The sequence below is a fragment of the Pseudomonas sp. BCA17 genome, from assembly GCF_004519405.1.
GTDB lineage: Bacteria > Pseudomonadota > Gammaproteobacteria > Pseudomonadales > Pseudomonadaceae > Aquipseudomonas.
This window is the reverse complement of sequence record NZ_SGWI01000001.1, coordinates 1047078-1063521: the sequence shown is the minus strand read 5'-3', so window position 1 is coordinate 1063521 and position 16444 is coordinate 1047078. Positions and strand designations below refer to the sequence as shown.

Below are 16444 nucleotides of genomic sequence, written 5' to 3'. Positions count from 1 at the left end.
GCAGGTTATTAGCCATGCAGGGTTTCGGCTGCGTACAGCGTATTTTCCAGCAGGCAGGCCCGTGTCATCGGACCGACGCCGCCCGGCACCGGGGTGATCCAGCCGGCACGGGGCAGGGCGGTCTCGTAGACCACGTCACCTACCAGCTTGCCATCTTCCTGACGGTTGATGCCCACGTCGATCACGATGGCGCCTTCCTTGATCCATTCACCCTTGACCAGGCCGGGCTTGCCGGCAGCGACGACTACCAGGTCGGCGCGGCCGACGTGGCCGGCGAGGTCCTTGGTGAAGCGATGGGTGACGGTCACGGTGCAGCCGGCCAGCAGCAGTTCCATGGCCATCGGGCGGCCGACGATGTTGGAGGCGCCGACGACCACGGCGTCGAGGCCATACAAGTCGACGCCGGTGCTTTCCAACAGGGTCATGATGCCTTTCGGAGTGCAGGGGCGCAGCAGCGGGATACGCTGGGCCAGGCGGCCGACGTTATAAGGGTGGAAACCGTCGACGTCTTTGTCCGGGCGGATGCGTTCGAGCAATTTGGAGGCGTCCAGGTGCTCGGGCAGCGGCAGTTGCAGCAGGATGCCGTCGATGCACGAGTCATCGTTGAGGCTGTCGATCAGGTCGGTAAGGGCCTGCTGGGTGGTGTCGGAAGGTAAGTCGTAGGCCTTGGAAATAAAGCCGACCTCTTCACAGTCTTTACGCTTGTGCGAGACATAAACCTGAGAGGCAGGATCGCTGCCGACCAGGATCACCGCAAGGCCCGGCGTGCGCAGGCCTTGCTGGCTACGCTCGCTGACGCGTTTGGCGATCTGCTGGCGCAGGCTGGCGGCGATTGATTTGCCGTCGATAAGTTGTGCAGTCATTACGCGTGATTAACCATCGAGAGGGGGAAGAAAAGTGCGCGCATTCTCGCACGCCAGGGCGTGAGGGCAAAGGCGCTTGGTCTGCAAATTGCCCTAACTCCTTAAATAAAATGAATTTTTTTCAAAAAAGATTTGACGGGTTTTCGGCGCCTCTATACTATTCGTCGCACTTGTCGGGCACAGCCTAGCACTGGTTAAGAAGGTCAAGCAGAATAGTTGTTCTGCAAGGCTGGAAGCACTTAGTTTGTAATCCTCCAAGAGTACAGATTAATAAGGCGCCCGTAGCTCAGCTGGATAGAGCATCCGCCTTCTAAGCGGATGGTCGCAGGTTCGAGTCCTGCCGGGTGCGCCATTAGGCAGCTTTGGCACAAGTAGCGCGATATGGTGGGCGTAGCTCAGTTGGTAGAGCACGGGATTGTGACTCCCGTTGTCGAGGGTTCGATCCCCTTCGTCCACCCCATATTTAGAAAAGGCGCCAGATTAATCGTCTGGCGCCTTTGCTTTAAGAGCTTCAAGCGCGGATGTGGTGGAATTGGTAGACACACTGGATTTAGGTTCCAGCGCCGAGAGGCGTAAGAGTTCGAGTCTCTTCATCCGCACCAATTTCCAGGCGTCGCCCTGCCGCAAGGCGAGGTGAGGTTAAACAAAGAAGATGTTCGAGTTCTTTGTTGATGCAATATGGTGGGCGTAGCTCAGTTGGTAGAGCACGGGATTGTGACTCCCGTTGTCGAGGGTTCGATCCCCTTCGTCCACCCCATATTCGAAAGGCGCCAGATTTAACAGTCTGGCGCCTTTTTTGGTTTTAGCGCTTCGAATATTCACTGGCTGCAGGTAGTGGGTCGCAACGGCAGGGCGTTTCGTCGTATTTATGTATCTCGATGATGCCGCACTGCCTGTCGGCCTTGAGGGTCGGCCGTCAGGGCGATGAACTGCCACTTCTATATATAGAAGGGTTGGCGCAGGGCCTTGGCGTGATGGGATGAATTTGTCACCGGGGCGAGGTCGTTCAGTGCCTTCGTGCCGATAAATTGCCGGCTGTTTTCGGGCGTATTTCCAGTAGGGTGACTTCTTGAGTTTGACCCACTAGAATGCATGCCCTTGATTGGGGTCGGAAATGGCCGGCTAACGTCTGTGCAACGAGGAATATCCATGCAAGTTTCTGTTGAAAATACTACTGCTATCGAGCGTCGCCTGAGCATCACCGTGCCGGCTGAGCGTATCGAGACTGCGGTCAACAAGCGTCTGCAGCAGACTGCCCAAAAGGCCAAGATCGCTGGTTTCCGTCCAGGCAAAGTGCCAATGAGCGAAATCAAGCGTCGTTTTGGTGCTGATGCGCGTCAGGAGGCTGTGGGTGACGTGATCCAGGCTTCTTTCTACGAAGCAGTGGTTGAGCACAAGCTGAACCCGGCTGGCTCGCCATCGATCGAGCCTAAGTCCCTGGAAGCTGGCAAGGACCTGGAATACGTTGCCGTATTCGAAGTGTTCCCAGAATTCACCGTTGCCGGCTTTGAAGATATCGCCGTTGAGCGCCTGAGCGCTGACGTAGCTGATTCCGACCTGGACAACATGCTGGAAATCCTGCGCAAGCAGAACACCCGTTTCGAAGTGGCCGACCGTGCCGCCCAGAACGAAGACCAGTTGAATATCGATTTCGTGGGCAAGGTTGACGGCGAAGCTTTCGCCGGCGGCTCCGCCAAGGGTACTCAGTTGGTGCTGGGCTCCAACCGCATGATCCCTGGTTTCGAAGACGGCCTGGTTGGCGCAAAAGCCGGCGAAGAGCGCGTTCTGAACCTGACTTTCCCTGCTGACTACCAGAACCTGGACCTGGCCGGTAAAGCCGCCGAGTTCACCGTTACCGTCAACACCGTATCCGAGCCTAAGCTGCCAGAGCTGAACGAAGAGTTCTTCGCTCAATTCGGCATCAAGGAAACCGGTATCGAAGGCTTCCGCACCGAAGTTCGCAAGAACATGGAGCGCGAGCTGCGTCAGGCCATCAAGTCCAAGGTCAAGAACCAGGTCATGGACGGTCTGCTGGCTGCCAACCCGATCGAAGTGCCCAAGGCGCTGCTGTCCAACGAAGTGGATCGCCTGCGCGTTCAAGCGGTTCAGCAGTTCGGTGGCAACATCAAGCCTGACCAACTGCCGGCCGAACTGTTCGAAGAGCAAGCCAAGCGCCGCGTTGTACTGGGTCTGGTCGTGGCTGAAGTGGTCAAGCAGCACGACCTCAAGCCTGACGAAGATCGCGTTCGCGAAATGATCCAGGAAATGGCTTCGGCCTATCAGGAGCCTGAGCAGGTCGTGGCTTGGTACTACAAGAACGACCAGCAACTGAACGAAGTACGTTCGGTTGTGCTGGAAGAACAAGTTGTGGATACTGTTCTGCAGAAGGCTAAGGTGACCGATAAAGCGGTCTCTTACGAAGAAGCAGTCAAGCCGGCGGAAGCAGCACAAGCCGACTGATTGTCCAACTCGTTGGAAATACAACCATAAGCCAGCCTCGCGCTGGCTTATGCGTTTTCAAGACATGACTATTTGGGAGTAACTGCAGAGCATGTTCCGTAATTCCTATATTCAGCAGAACTCTGATATCCAGGCCGCTGGCGGCCTGGTCCCGATGGTTGTCGAGCAATCTGCTCGTGGCGAACGCGCCTACGACATCTACTCGCGCCTGCTCAAAGAGCGAGTGATCTTTCTGGTTGGTCCCGTAGAGGACTACATGGCCAACCTGATCTGTGCGCAACTGCTGTTCCTTGAAGCGGAAAACCCGGACAAGGACATCCATCTCTACATCAACTCTCCAGGCGGTTCGGTGACGGCGGGTATGTCGATCTACGACACCATGCAGTTCATCAAGCCGAACGTGTCGACCACGTGCATCGGCCAGGCGTGCAGCATGGGCGCATTCCTGCTGACAGCCGGTGCCGAGGGCAAGCGTTTCTGCCTGCCTAACTCCCGCGTGATGATTCACCAGCCGCTGGGCGGCTTCCAGGGCCAGGCGTCGGACATCGAAATCCACGCCAAGGAAATCCTGTTTATTCGTGAGCGTCTCAACACGCTGATGGCCAAGCACAGCGGGCGCACCCTGGAAGAAATCGAGCGCGATACCAATCGCGACAACTTCATGAGTGCCGAGGCCGCGCGTGAATACGGGCTGATCGATGCAGTGATCGACAAGCGCCCCGCTTAATATAAGCCGCTCAAAATAGGGCTGGTCGGCATGTCCGACCACCGGCGGGCTTGAAAAAGCCCGCATAAGCCTTCATCTTGTGTTGCAAGCCTATCGGATTTGGATCGAACGAATGACTGACACCCGCAACGGCGAGGACAACGGCAAGCTGCTCTATTGCTCCTTCTGTGGCAAAAGCCAGCATGAAGTACGCAAATTGATTGCCGGCCCCTCGGTGTTTATCTGCGACGAGTGCGTCGACCTGTGCAATGACATCATCCGCGAGGAGGTGCAGGAAGCCCAGGCCGAGAGCAGTGCGCATAAATTGCCTTCGCCTAAAGAAATCAGCGGCATCCTTGACCAGTACGTGATTGGTCAAGAGCGTGCAAAGAAGGTTCTGGCCGTAGCGGTGTACAACCACTACAAGCGCTTGAACCAGCGTGACAAGAAAGGTGACGAAGTTGAACTCGGCAAGAGCAACATCTTGCTGATCGGCCCTACAGGCTCGGGTAAAACCCTGCTTGCAGAAACCCTCGCTCGCCTGCTGAACGTTCCGTTCACCATCGCTGACGCCACCACCCTCACCGAGGCTGGCTACGTGGGCGAAGACGTCGAGAACATCATTCAAAAGTTGCTGCAGAAGTGCGACTACGACGTAGAGAAGGCCCAGATGGGTATTGTCTACATCGACGAAATCGACAAGATTTCGCGTAAGTCGGACAACCCCTCCATCACCCGGGATGTTTCCGGTGAAGGCGTGCAGCAGGCCCTGTTGAAACTGATCGAAGGCACGGTTGCTTCCGTTCCGCCCCAAGGTGGTCGCAAGCATCCGCAGCAGGAATTCCTTCAGGTTGATACGCGCAATATCCTGTTCATCTGTGGCGGTGCGTTCTCCGGTCTGGAGAAAGTTATCCAGCAGCGCTCCACCCGTGGTGGCATCGGCTTCAGTGCCGAAGTGCGCAGCAAGGAAGAAGGCAAGAAGGTGGGCGAGTCCCTGCGTGAAGTCGAACCTGACGATTTGGTCAAGTTCGGTCTGATCCCGGAATTCGTTGGCCGTCTGCCGGTCCTGGCCACGTTGGACGAGTTGGATGAGGCGGCTCTGATTCAGATCCTCACCGAGCCGAAAAACGCCCTGACCAAGCAATACGCCAAGCTGTTCGAGATGGAAGGTGTGGACCTCGAGTTCCGTACCGACGCGCTCAAATCAGTGGCCAAGCGCGCGTTGGAGCGCAAGACCGGTGCACGTGGTCTGCGTTCGATCCTTGAGGGCGTGTTGCTCGACACCATGTACGAAATCCCCTCGCAGTCCGAGGTGAGTAAAGTGGTGATCGACGAAAGCGTTATCGAAGGCAAGTCCAAGCCACTGTATATCTACGAAAACAGTGAGCCGACTGCCAAGGCTGCGCCGGACGCGTAAGCGTTTTGCAGTTGCAGTACAAGCAAGGGGCCTTTCGGGGCCCCTTTGTTTTTTGGGGTGGTTTTTCAGGACGGCTTTTAAATTCATGTCTATTCATGCGTTTAACTGCAGGCATTGAGCTTGTTTTTTTTGCAAGCAGCCCCCATCTTGGCTTCAAGCTTATTTTTCAACTGTCATAGAGGCGAAATCATGAAGACAACCATCGAATTGCCTCTCCTGCCGTTGCGTGATGTCGTCGTCTATCCGCACATGGTTATCCCGCTGTTCGTGGGGCGCGAGAAGTCTATCGAAGCCCTCGAGGCTGCGATGACGGGCGACAAGCAGATCCTGCTGTTGGCCCAGAAGAATCCTGCTGATGATGATCCAGGCGAAGATGCCCTGTATCGCGTCGGTACTGTTGCTACCGTGCTGCAATTGCTCAAGCTGCCTGATGGCACCGTCAAGGTGCTGGTGGAGGGCGAACAGCGTGGTGCTGTCGAGCGTTTCATGGAGGTGGACGGCCACCTGCGTGCCGAAGTCGCGTTGATCGACGAAGTCGAAGCGCCTGAACGCGAATCCGAAGTCTTTGTTCGCAGCCTGCTCTCCCAGTTCGAGCAGTATGTGCAGTTGGGCAAGAAAGTCCCGGCTGAAGTCTTGTCCTCTCTCAACAGCATTGATGAGCCAAGCCGCCTGGTCGACACCATGGCTGCGCACATGGCGCTGAAAATCGAGCAGAAGCAGGACATTCTAGAAATCATCGACCTGCCGGCCCGTGTTGAACATGTACTGGCACTGCTGGATGGCGAAATCGACCTGTTGCAGGTTGAGAAGCGCATCCGTGGGCGCGTGAAGAAACAAATGGAGCGCAGTCAGCGCGAGTACTATCTGAATGAGCAGATGAAGGCCATTCAGAAGGAGCTTGGCGACAGCGAGGAAGGCCACAACGAAATCGAAGAGCTGAAAAAGCGCATCGATGCCGCCGGTCTGCCTAAAGACGCCCTGGCCAAAGCCACCGCCGAGCTGAACAAGCTCAAGCAAATGTCGCCGATGTCGGCCGAAGCCACCGTGGTTCGCTCTTACATCGATTGGCTGGTGCAAGTGCCGTGGAAGGCCCAGACCAAGGTGCGCCTGGACCTGGCACGTGCTGAAGATATCCTCGACGCCGACCACTACGGCCTCGAAGAAGTCAAAGAACGCATCCTTGAATACCTCGCCGTGCAAAAGCGCGTGAAGAAGATTCGGGGTCCGGTGTTATGCCTGGTCGGCCCTCCTGGCGTGGGTAAAACCTCCCTGGCCGAGTCCATCGCCAATGCCACCAACCGTAAATTCGTACGCATGGCCCTCGGCGGTGTGCGTGATGAAGCGGAGATCCGTGGTCATCGTCGGACTTACATCGGTTCGATGCCAGGAAGATTGATTCAAAAGATGACAAAGGTGGGTGTGCGCAACCCGCTGTTCCTGCTCGATGAAATCGACAAAATGGGCAGCGACATGCGTGGCGATCCGGCGTCGGCTTTGCTGGAAGTGCTCGACCCTGAGCAGAACCATAATTTCAACGACCATTACCTGGAAGTCGATTACGACCTCTCCGATGTAATGTTCCTGTGCACCTCCAACTCCATGAACATCCCGCCGGCCTTGCTGGACCGGATGGAAGTGATTCGTCTGCCGGGCTACACCGAAGACGAGAAGATCAACATCGCTGTCAAATACCTCGCGCCCAAGCAGATTTCGGCCAACGGCCTGAAAAAGGGTGAGATCGAATTTGAGGTCGAGACGATCCGCGACATCGTCCGCTATTACACCCGCGAGGCCGGTGTGCGGGGGCTTGAGCGCCAGATTGCGAAGATCTGCCGCAAAGCCGTGAAGGAACATGCGCTGGAAAAACGCTTCTCCGTGAAGGTGACTCCGGACTCCCTGGAACACTTCCTGGGCGTGCGTAAATTCCGTTACGGCCTGGCTGAGCAGCAGGACCAGGTAGGGCAGGTGACTGGCCTGGCGTGGACCCAGGTGGGCGGCGAATTGCTGACCATCGAAGCGGTGGTAATCCCCGGCAAAGGCCAGTTGATCAAGACCGGCTCGCTGGGTGATGTGATGCTCGAGTCGATCACCGCCGCGCAAACCGTGGTGCGCAGCCGCGCCAAGAGCCTGGGCATCCCCCTGGACTTCCATGAGAAGCACGACACTCATATCCACATGCCGGAAGGGGCGACCCCGAAAGACGGCCCTAGCGCCGGCGTAGGCATGTGCACGGCGTTGGTCTCGGCATTGACCGGCATTCCTGTGCGAGCGGATGTGGCCATGACCGGAGAAATTACCCTGCGTGGTCAGGTATTGGCCATCGGTGGTTTGAAAGAGAAGTTGCTGGCCGCGCACCGAGGCGGTATCAAGACAGTCATCATTCCTGAAGAGAATGTTCGCGACTTGAAGGAAATTCCTGACAATATCAAGCAGGATCTTCAGATTAAACCGGTTAAATGGATTGACGAGGTCCTGCAAATTGCGCTGCAATACGCGCCGGAGCCCTTGCCGGATGTGGCTCCGGAGATCGTCGCTAAGGATGAAAAGCGCGAGTCTGATTCCAAGGAAAGAATTAGCACGCATTAACGCGATTAAGCCTGGGGGCTTCCTTGACAGCTTTTTAGAGCCCTTGTTATAAAGCGGCTCTTAAGTGTCTGTAGGCCATTCAGCACTGGTTTTTGCTTTCACCAAAAAACTTAGAATCATACTCAATAGATATATAAGGGGACTTAGAGTGAACAAGTCGGAACTGATTGATGCTATCGCTGCATCCGCTGATATCCCGAAAGCTGCTGCTGGCCGTGCGCTGGACGCAGTAATCGAATCCGTCACTGGCGCTCTGAAGGCCGGCGACTCCGTGGTACTGGTAGGCTTCGGTACTTTCTCTGTGACTGACCGCCCAGCTCGCACTGGCCGTAACCCACAGACCGGCAAAGCACTGCAAATCGCTGCTGCCAAGAAACCAGGTTTCAAAGCCGGTAAAGCCCTGAAAGAAGCCGTTAACTAAGCTTCGCTCAAGCCTTACCTACCCGGGCCAGACGCAGGTCTGACCTGGCAGCGGAGCGGCAGCTGACCCAAGTATCCAACGGGTCGCCACGCCGGGGGTGTGGGTTCAAACCCCCGTCCGCTCCGCCAGTTACGAGAAGGCGCATCCTCGGATGCGCCTTTCTTCTATCCGGACTCTACCCACGCTCCACGGTTGCCTAATCTTGAAGTTCAACCGTTTCTGGGGGACGCATGCTGCAAAATATCAGGGACAATTCACAAGGCTGGATTGCCAAGACCATTATCGGGATCATCGTCGCATTGATGGCGTTCACCGGTATCGAGGCCATTTTTCAGGCTTCGACCAACAACAAGCAGGACGTGGCCAAGGTCAACGGTGAAGAAATCACCCAGGCCGAATTGAGCCAGGCCGTCGATATGCAACGTCGCCAGCTGATGCAACAGCTGGGCAAGGATTTCGATGCTTCCCTGCTGGACGAGAAATTGCTGCGCGACGCAGCCCTCAAAGGGCTGATCGATCGTAAGCTGCTGCTGCAAGGCGCTGCGGATTCCAAGTTCGGTTTCTCCGACGCGGCCTTGGACCAAGTGATCCTGCAGACGCCGGAATTCCAGGTGGACGGCAAGTTCAGTGCCGAACGTTTTGATCAGGTAATCCGCCAACTGGGCTACAGCCGTATGCAGTTCCGGCAGATGCTGACCCAGGAAATGTTGATCGGCCAGGTTCGCGCAGGTATTGCCGGCAGCGGTTTCGTCACCGACGCTGAAGTGCTTGCATTTGCCCGTCTGGAAAAACAGACCCGCGATTTCGCTACCGTCAATATCAAGGCCGACCCTGCGGCGGTGAAGCTCACCGACGACGAGGTCAAGGCTTACTACGACCAGCACGCCAAAGAGTTCATGACCCCGGACCAGGTCGTCATCGACTATCTGGAACTGAAGAAGTCTTCCTTCTTCGACCAGGTCACCGTCAAGGACGATGAACTGCAGGCTGCCTATCAGAAAGAAACCGCCAACCTCGCTGAACAGCGTCGTGCCGCGCATATCCTGATTGAAGTCAACGACAAGACTACCGACGCGCAAGCCAAGGCCAAGATCGAAGAGATCCAGGCACGCCTGGCCAAGGGTGAGAAGTTCGAAGCCCTGGCCAAGGAGTTCTCCCAGGATCCGGGTTCGGCCAACAATGGCGGTGACCTCGGTTTCGCCGGTCCTGGCGTCTACGATCCGGATTTCGAAACCGCCCTGTATGCCTTGAACAAGGACCAGGTGTCGGCACCGGTGCGCACTACCTTCGGTTGGCACTTGATCAAATTGTTGGGCGTTGAAGCACCGCAGGTGCCATCGTTTGCCAGCCTGAAAGACAAGCTGACTCGCGAGCTCAAGACCCAACAGGTTGAGCAGCGCTTTGTCGAAGCCACCAAGCAATTGGAAGATGCGGCTTTCGAAGCCTCCGACCTGGCCCAGCCGGCGTCTGACCTGAAGCTGACCGTGCATACCTCCGCGCCGTTTGGCCGTGAAGGTGGTGAAGGTATCGCGGCCAACCGCGCCGTGGTCACTGCTGCGTTCAGCCCGGAAGTGCTGGATGAGGGCGCCAACAGTACCGCCATCGAACTGGACCCGGAAACCATCGTCGTGTTGCGTGCCAAAGAGCACCTCAAGCCTGCGCAACTGCCGCTGGAAAAGGTCTCTGCAGCGATCCGTACCCAGATGACCAAGGAGCGCGCCATCGCGGCTGCCAAGGCTCATGCTGACGAGCTGATCGCCAGTTTGCGTGACGGCAAGACCTCGTTGAACCAGCCGGTCGACGGCCAGGCCTGGAAGGTTACTGAAGCAGCTACCCGTAACGCGGAAGCGATTGATCCAGCGGTGCTGCAAGCTGTGTTCCGTATGCCCAAGCCCGCAAGCAAGGACAAGCCGACGTTCACCACCGTGACTCTGGCTGATGGCAGCCTGATGCTGGTGCGCTTGAACGGCGTCAACGAAGCGGCTGCCCCGTCGGACGAAGAAAAGGCGCAATACCGCCGCTTCCTCGCTTCGCGTGTTGGCCAGCAAGACTTCGCGGCGTACCGCAAGCAGTTGGAAGCCAAGGCTGACATCAAGAAGTTCTGATGGCGGTCTGAATGAGAAGCCCCCGGCCTGAAAAGACCGGGGGTTTTTTATGTGCGCCAGGAAACCCACGGGTAGGTAATGTGGCCTGCGAATAGGGTGGACGCTCCCGCGGTATTACTGATATTCGACGAGGTGTGGTTTCCCATGGGGTGGGTTCGTGCAGGTGCGTTTTCAGGGGGGCTGAGCAGATGAGCGCACCTCAGTTTTTGACGTGGACGGCTGGCCGGGGCAGCTGTTGGGGCGCAGTCTGTGCGGCACCGGCCAGCGCCAGCAGCATCAACAGAACCACTGCCCACGGAAACGCCATGACTCCCCAGCCTTCAAGCAGCACGCCACCGGCCAACCCACCTCCGGCTATTCCCAGGTTCCACACGGTTACCAGCATCGATTGCGCGGCATCCGCCGATGCTCCGGCTGACTTGGCCAGCGCAGTCTGTAATAGCGCCGGCAGCCCACCGAACGACAGGCCCCATAAGGCGACCGCGAGGTAGATCACCGTCGGTGAGCGGATCCAGAACGCCAGTGCCACGGCGATCAAGCCGAACAGCGCGCAACTGAGCACCAGCAGCCTGTGTAGCCAGCGATCAATCAACACGCCTGTCAGCCAGATGCTCATCAGTGCTGCGAGACCGAACACCAACAGCACTTGGTCGATGTCGGCCATCAGCCCCGCAGGCACCAGCAGGGGAGCGATGTAGGTATAGAGAATGTTGTGGGCCAGCACGTAGGTAAAAGTCACCCAGAGCACCGGACGAATACCCGGCAAACTGAGCACTTGGCGTAACCCCAGGCGTTTACCCGCGGGTTCGCCAGCGAAGTCCGGCAGTTGCCAGCGTGCCCACCCCAGGAGCAACAGCGTCAGGCCGGTCATGATCACAAAGCTCAGGCGCCAGCCAACTGCGGTGCCGAGGAACGTGCCTGCGGGTACACCGAGGGACAACGCCAAGGGCGCTCCGAGCATGGCCACGGCAATCGCCCGGCCTTGCAGGTGCGGTGCAACCATCCGGCTTGCGTAACCGGCCAGCAGCGCCCAGAGCAATCCGGCGAACACCCCGGCGAAAAAACGCGCTATCAGGGTCAGCCCATAATGGCTGGAAAACGCGGTGACGCTGTTGACCAGGGCAAAACCGCCGATGGCTACCAGCAGCAATGGCCGACGTCGCCAACCACGGGTCCAGAACGTCAGCGGAATAGCGGCCAGTAACGAACCCAGCGCATACAAGGTTACCAGTTGGCCGACCAGGGCTGGCGAGACGCCAAGCCCTTCGCTCATCTGCAGTAGCAGCCCGGCGGGCATGGCTTCGGTGAGGATGGTGATAAACCCGGCGCAGGCCAGGACCAGCAACCCCGTAAGGGGTAACGCATCACCTTGATGGGTGGCAGTTGAAGGGCAGTCGCTCATGATCCGTCTCCATGCAAAGGGCAAGGATGCAGAGTAGGGGGCTGCCAGCTGCGGAAAAACAGGCTAAGGTTCCGAACTTATCGGACGATAGTGTCCGTAATCTTCCGGGTGCGGCGATGGACAGTCTGGGCAGCCTTTCAGTGTTTGTGCAGGTCGCGGAAACCCGCAGTTTCACCGCTGCGGGCCGCCTGTTGGGGATTTCGTCTTCCGCCGTGGGCAAGAGCATCGCACGCACCGAGGAGCGGCTGGGCGTGCGCTTGTTTCATCGCAGCACCCGTAGCATCACGTTGACCAGTGAAGGGGCGCTGTTCCTGGAGCGTTCGCGCAGGATTCTTGCGGAGGTGGAGGCTGCCGAGCAGGAGTTGACCTCGGCCAGTGCCACTCCGCGCGGCAAGCTGCGCATCAGCTTGCCGCAAGTGCGTGGCCTGATGATGCCGGTGCTCAGCGACTTTATGCGTGCCTATCAGGATATCGAGTTGGATGTGGACTTTTCCGATCGCATGGTGGATGTGATCGAGGAAGGCTTTGACGCGGTGATCCGCACCGGCAAGCCGGAAGACTCTCGCTTGATGGCGCGCCATTTGGGGCATTACCAACTGGTGCTGGTCGGCACGCCTGGATACTTCGATCAATTCGGCACCCCGCAAAGTCCGCAGGACTTGAACCACCACGCGTGCCTGCGCCATAAGTTCTGTGCCACCGGAAAACTGGAGCCCTGGCCGTTGCGCCCGGTTGCGGGCGTCGCCGAGCCCACATTGCGCACGCCTCTGGTGAGCACCACCATCGAATCTCTCAAGCATGTGGTTCTCGAAGGCTTGGGCATCGCCTGCCTGCCGGACTTCATGGTCAATGACGCGGTGCGGCAAGGACGTTTGCGACGGGTGCTCGACGACCACCTCGAACACCGCGGCAGTTTCTGGTTGTTATGGCCATCAAGCCGTCATGCGTCAGCCAAACTGCGTGTATTTATCGACCACATGTGCGCCGGGCTTTTCCCTGTGGGGACTGCTCCGTAGATCTGTGACGTTTTACCGACAGGAATACGCGCGCCAAGGTCTCGTTCTGTTGCACAATACCGCCCTGACTGTTTTCCTCAGGATTTTCGATGTCGACATCATTTCACGTGCGTAGCCTCGGGTTGGCGCTTGTGTTGGCGGGCGCCGCGGGCTGCTCGTCGCCCAAGACCGCTATTTATGAACATGAGAACTTCGACGATTCCGGTACGTTTTCCCGTGATTATCCGGTCAGCGCTACTGCGTCCTGCGAGGCGGCGCGTCGAGCACTGCTGAGCCAGGGCTACATCATCACCAGCAGCGATCCTAAACTGGTCGTGGGTAACAAGAGCTTCCAGCAAACCGGCGAAACCCACATGCAGATCAGTTTCAATGTGGTGTGCGCCAATGATGGCAAGGGCAACAATCATTCGACGATGTTTGCCAACGCCTTGCAGGATCGGTATGCGCTGAAGAAGGTCAACAATTCCGCGAGCCTGGGTGTGGGCGTACTGGGCTCCGTGTCGATGCCCATCGGTTCCACCGACGACTCGATGGTGAAGGTGGCGAGTGAGACCGTATCGGCACCGAAGTTCTACGAGCGTTACTTCGCGCTGGTGGATGTGTTCCTGCCGCAGGAAGCCAAGCCGGCCGAGCAGGCCCCCGAGCAGCCTAAAGCTGAGCTAGGGATCCCGGAGCCTAAAGCTGCACCCGCTGCGGAGAAGGTTGAACCACCGAAGGACGTGCCAGCCGCTTCGTCGCCAGCCGTTTCGACGCCTGCCGTTTCACAGCCAGCCGTTTCACAGCCAGTCACGCCGCCCGCCGAGGCCGCGCCGATTGTGCCGCAAGCGGAACCCGCACCGGCAGCCACGCGCACCGATCTGCCGCCGCCGACAGAGGCGATCCCGCCCCTGCCGACGCCTGCGCAGTAAATCAGGCTGCACCCCGCGCAGGCTTGAGCCACTGCCCGTCAGTTGCACCTGAGCCTGCTTGCCGCCTCGCACCCTTCATCTTCCGCGCCTTCGGGGCCGCGGGATGCGGGCAGTTTTCGTCGATTGATTGGTCAATAACGTTTAACGCTTGAGTGCAGGAACATCATGACGCAGACATTTTTTCGTCATCACGGCACTTTAGGCTGTCTATGCAGGTCATTTATTTGCAACGACATTAAACACAGTGAGGATTGACCATGGACGATTACCAGGAAGAACTGCTGGAGTACCAGGCGTTTGAATTGGACCCGCTGGATCCGGTTGACGACGCTACCGAGCTGTAACCCCGACTTCAGGCGGAATGCCGCTGGCTGCGGCGAAATTCCCCTGGGGTCTGGTTGTTCCACCGCCTGAACGCCCGCTGAAACGCCTGGGCTGAGGCAAAACCGAGCAAGTAGGCGATTTCGCCGAACGCCAGTTCCGTGTCGCGAATGTAGGTCATGGCCAAGTCGCGGCGGGTATCGTTGAGAATCGCGCGAAACTGAGTGCCTTCTTCGGCCAGTTTGCGGCGCAGTGTCCAGGTGGGCAGCTTCAAGCGCGCCGCCACTTCTTCCAGGTCGGGTTCCCGGCCGCCATTGAGCATCGGCCCGAGCAAACGGGTAATGCGCTCGCGCAGGCTGCGGGTGCGGGTCAGCTGTTCCAACTCCCTTTCACACAACTGCAGCAACAGATGCCACGTGCTCGGGCAGTGCTGTGGGTTGCGCAGGGCCAGGGTTTCCTGGCCCAGACGCAGTTGGTTGGCGTCGGCGCCGAAGTGAATGTCTCCGAGCGCACTGTAGTGTTCGCTGTATTCGGGCGCTTCGAACTCGATGTCGATACGCTGCGCACGCACGGGTTGCTGGGCCAGGCTCGACAATTGGTGCAGCCAGCCAGCGATGATCGAGTCCACCACAAAACGGTTGTAAGCGTTGTAGGGGCTGATGGAGTAGAACCGCAGCCAGGCGCCTTCGGCATCCTCATGAAAGCTCGACTGCCCGCGATAGTTGGAGCCGTACAAGGCTTCGAAGCGCGTCAGCGTACGTGCGGCTTCGCGCACGTTGGGCGCCTGGGCGGCGGTGACGCCTGCCAGCCCGGCCTGGCTCAAGCGGCTGAGCTCGCCCATACGCAGGCCCAGGCTTGGGTCTCCGGTCAGCTGGATAGCTGCGTGGCCCAGGCGCATATAGCGCGGGATCGACAGGCGTGCGCCAGCCTCGGCCAGGCGTGCCGGGTCCAGGCCGTATTGCAGCAGCAGCGGTTGCGGGTCAAGGCCGTGGCTGTGGACGGCGTCGGCCAGGGTGTGCACGAAACCCACCGACAGATCCCCAAGGCGCACTGGCTTCAAGGGGCTACAGCCAGATATTCAACAGGCGTGCGCCACGGGCGTCGCTGTCGGCGGTGATCTGCCCGTTGTTGCTCAAAAAGCTGTGCCCGGCGGTACCCAGGTCCCAGAACTGCCCACGCAGAAACACGCTCATGCCCGCCGTGGCCTGGCTGATGGGCTGCTGGCTGATCAGGGTGAGGCGGCGCCAGGCTTCGCCTTCGCTGAGTTCTTCGGGCTTGAGGCTGATTTCGGACGGTGTAGACACGCTTTTGAAACCGCGCCACGGTCGGTCCCACGTGTCGCGGCCGATTACAAAGGCCGGCACCGCGACCAGTTGCGCGCCTTGTTCGTTGAGCTTGCGGTAGTTGTCCGGGTACCAACTGTCGCTGCCGATCAGGATGCCCAGGCGTCCGGCCGGCGTGTCGACCACACTGACGAGGTCTTCAGCGCCCGGTTGGATAAAACCGCGCTCGTCATAAATGGGATAGAGCTGGCGCTGGGGCTGGCCCAAGGGCGAACCGTCGGCGCCGAACACCAGGCTGGCGTTGTACAGCGCGCCATGGCCTATGTGCAGTTGCCCCTGGCTCACGTTCGGATCGGGCAGGGCGATGGAGCCGGCCACCAAGGTGACGCCGAACTCTTTGGCCAGGCCGCCGAAAAGTGCTTGATAGTCGCGGGCCATCGCTGGCGCTTTCATGCGCAGGTAGGCGTCGTCCATGCGATTCTCGCCGGTGGCGCCGAGCCAGGCGCGGGCAAACAGGAATGGGTTACTGGCCGACAGCCAGTTCATCGCGTCCTTGAGGTGGATGGCCTGGTACAGCTCGTTTTTCTCGCCACCCAACATCAGCCAGGTACCGATATGTTCCGGCAGCACCACGATAGTCTTGCTGTTGATCAACCCCTGGTCCCGGGCCTTTTGCAGGTAGGCCGCGAGTTTCAGGTGCAGGCGTTCCGAGCTCTGGTAGTCGGCGGGGAACAGCTCCGGCTGGATGCCCAACAGGTTGCCGCGATCTGCTGGCACACCTTCGTTGACGGCCAGGGTGATGCGCAGGTCCGACAGGTAATGCGCCACGGGGCGCTCCTGGGTCCAGACCAGATACGCGGCGACGGCGGCAACCAGGGCCAGGGTGACGGTGAAGGCTAAAAGTTTACGCATGGGGCAACAGACAACAGACCGGGTGGAGGGTTCGCGACTAGGGT

General features: G+C 58.6%; 12 protein-coding genes and 4 tRNA genes. 12 read left to right on the top strand and 4 right to left on the bottom strand.

Annotation, left to right across the window (positions count from 1 at the left end; translation table 11 throughout):
- Window positions 1–8: 8 nt before the first annotated feature.
- On the bottom strand, window positions 9–863 hold the full coding sequence (gene folD / locus EXW71_RS04710) for a bifunctional methylenetetrahydrofolate dehydrogenase/methenyltetrahydrofolate cyclohydrolase FolD (RefSeq protein WP_123717885.1): 855 nt from the start codon (window positions 861–863) through the stop codon (window positions 9–11).
- Between the two features lie 275 nt (window positions 864–1138).
- Here folD and EXW71_RS04705 point away from each other — a divergent pair.
- The 10 genes from EXW71_RS04705 (at window position 1139) to EXW71_RS04660 (ending at window position 10558) form a co-directional block, all read left to right on the top strand.
- Window positions 1139–1215: transfer RNA gene (locus tag EXW71_RS04705), tRNA-Arg, on the top strand.
- Between the two features lie 32 nt (window positions 1216–1247).
- Window positions 1248–1323: transfer RNA gene (locus tag EXW71_RS04700), tRNA-His, on the top strand.
- A 57-nt stretch (window positions 1324–1380) separates the two neighbouring features.
- A tRNA-Leu gene (locus EXW71_RS04695) sits at window positions 1381–1465 on the top strand.
- Between the two features lie 79 nt (window positions 1466–1544).
- Window positions 1545–1620, top strand: a tRNA-His gene (locus EXW71_RS04690).
- A gap of 392 nt (window positions 1621–2012) precedes the next feature.
- Entirely contained in the window at window positions 2013–3323 is a 1311-nt protein-coding gene (tig, locus tag EXW71_RS04685; RefSeq protein ID WP_134657748.1) for a trigger factor, read from the top strand.
- Between the two features lie 91 nt (window positions 3324–3414).
- Window positions 3415–4050, top strand: a complete 636-nt coding sequence (gene clpP / locus EXW71_RS04680; RefSeq protein ID WP_016974096.1) for an ATP-dependent Clp endopeptidase proteolytic subunit ClpP — start codon at window positions 3415–3417, stop codon at window positions 4048–4050.
- Between the two features lie 112 nt (window positions 4051–4162).
- Entirely contained in the window at window positions 4163–5446 is a 1284-nt protein-coding gene (clpX, locus tag EXW71_RS04675; protein WP_003238279.1) for an ATP-dependent Clp protease ATP-binding subunit ClpX, read from the top strand.
- A 189-nt stretch (window positions 5447–5635) separates the two neighbouring features.
- A complete protein-coding gene (gene lon / locus EXW71_RS04670) occupies window positions 5636–8032 on the top strand; it encodes an endopeptidase La (protein ID WP_134657747.1) in 2397 nt (798 codons plus the stop codon).
- 148 nt (window positions 8033–8180) lie between these two features.
- Entirely contained in the window at window positions 8181–8453 is a 273-nt protein-coding gene (locus tag EXW71_RS04665; RefSeq protein WP_003174819.1) for an HU family DNA-binding protein, read from the top strand.
- A gap of 230 nt (window positions 8454–8683) precedes the next feature.
- Window positions 8684–10558 carry a SurA N-terminal domain-containing protein gene (locus EXW71_RS04660; protein ID WP_134657746.1) on the top strand — a complete coding sequence of 625 codons (1875 nt, stop codon included), beginning with the start codon at window positions 8684–8686 and terminating at the stop codon, window positions 10556–10558.
- 199 nt (window positions 10559–10757) lie between these two features.
- Here EXW71_RS04660 and EXW71_RS04655 read toward each other — a convergent pair whose 3' ends face one another.
- A complete protein-coding gene (locus EXW71_RS04655) occupies window positions 10758–11960 on the bottom strand; it encodes an MFS transporter (RefSeq protein WP_134657745.1) in 1203 nt (400 codons plus the stop codon).
- A gap of 116 nt (window positions 11961–12076) precedes the next feature.
- On the opposite strand from EXW71_RS04655, the gene EXW71_RS04650 reads away from it, so the two are divergent.
- Both EXW71_RS04650 and EXW71_RS04645 read left to right on the top strand, forming a co-directional pair.
- Window positions 12077–12976 (top strand): LysR family transcriptional regulator, encoded by a 900-nt coding sequence (locus tag EXW71_RS04650; protein ID WP_123717882.1) that lies wholly within the window; start codon window positions 12077–12079, stop codon window positions 12974–12976.
- A gap of 89 nt (window positions 12977–13065) precedes the next feature.
- Window positions 13066–13884, top strand: coding sequence for a DUF2242 domain-containing protein (locus EXW71_RS04645; protein ID WP_134657744.1), 819 nt, complete (start codon window positions 13066–13068; stop codon window positions 13882–13884).
- 352 nt (window positions 13885–14236) lie between these two features.
- Here EXW71_RS04645 and EXW71_RS04640 read toward each other — a convergent pair whose 3' ends face one another.
- Window positions 14237–15265, bottom strand: coding sequence for an AraC family transcriptional regulator (locus tag EXW71_RS04640; RefSeq protein WP_123717880.1), 1029 nt, complete (start codon window positions 15263–15265; stop codon window positions 14237–14239).
- A 4-nt stretch (window positions 15266–15269) separates the two neighbouring features.
- Complete coding sequence (locus tag EXW71_RS04635) at window positions 15270–16400, bottom strand: carbon-nitrogen hydrolase family protein (protein WP_134657743.1); 1131 nt, start codon at window positions 16398–16400, stop codon at window positions 15270–15272.
- Window positions 16401–16444 lie beyond the last annotated feature (44 nt).

What these genes read in the sequence shown, in the direction of transcription:
- folD (WP_123717885.1), bottom strand. Translation starts at nt 863, where the DNA reads ATGACTGCACAACTTATCGACGGCAAATCAATCGCCGCCAGCCTGCGC.
- tig (WP_134657748.1), top strand. Translation starts at nt 2,013, where the DNA reads ATGCAAGTTTCTGTTGAAAATACTACTGCTATCGAGCGTCGCCTGAGC.
- clpP (WP_016974096.1), top strand. Translation starts at nt 3,415, where the DNA reads ATGTTCCGTAATTCCTATATTCAGCAGAACTCTGATATCCAGGCCGCT.
- clpX (WP_003238279.1), top strand. Translation starts at nt 4,163, where the DNA reads ATGACTGACACCCGCAACGGCGAGGACAACGGCAAGCTGCTCTATTGC.
- lon (WP_134657747.1), top strand. Translation starts at nt 5,636, where the DNA reads ATGAAGACAACCATCGAATTGCCTCTCCTGCCGTTGCGTGATGTCGTC.
- EXW71_RS04660 (WP_134657746.1), top strand. Translation starts at nt 8,684, where the DNA reads ATGCTGCAAAATATCAGGGACAATTCACAAGGCTGGATTGCCAAGACC.
- EXW71_RS04655 (WP_134657745.1), bottom strand. Translation starts at nt 11,960, where the DNA reads ATGAGCGACTGCCCTTCAACTGCCACCCATCAAGGTGATGCGTTACCC.
- EXW71_RS04650 (WP_123717882.1), top strand. Translation starts at nt 12,077, where the DNA reads ATGGACAGTCTGGGCAGCCTTTCAGTGTTTGTGCAGGTCGCGGAAACC.
- EXW71_RS04645 (WP_134657744.1), top strand. Translation starts at nt 13,066, where the DNA reads ATGTCGACATCATTTCACGTGCGTAGCCTCGGGTTGGCGCTTGTGTTG.
- EXW71_RS04635 (WP_134657743.1), bottom strand. Translation starts at nt 16,400, where the DNA reads ATGCGTAAACTTTTAGCCTTCACCGTCACCCTGGCCCTGGTTGCCGCC.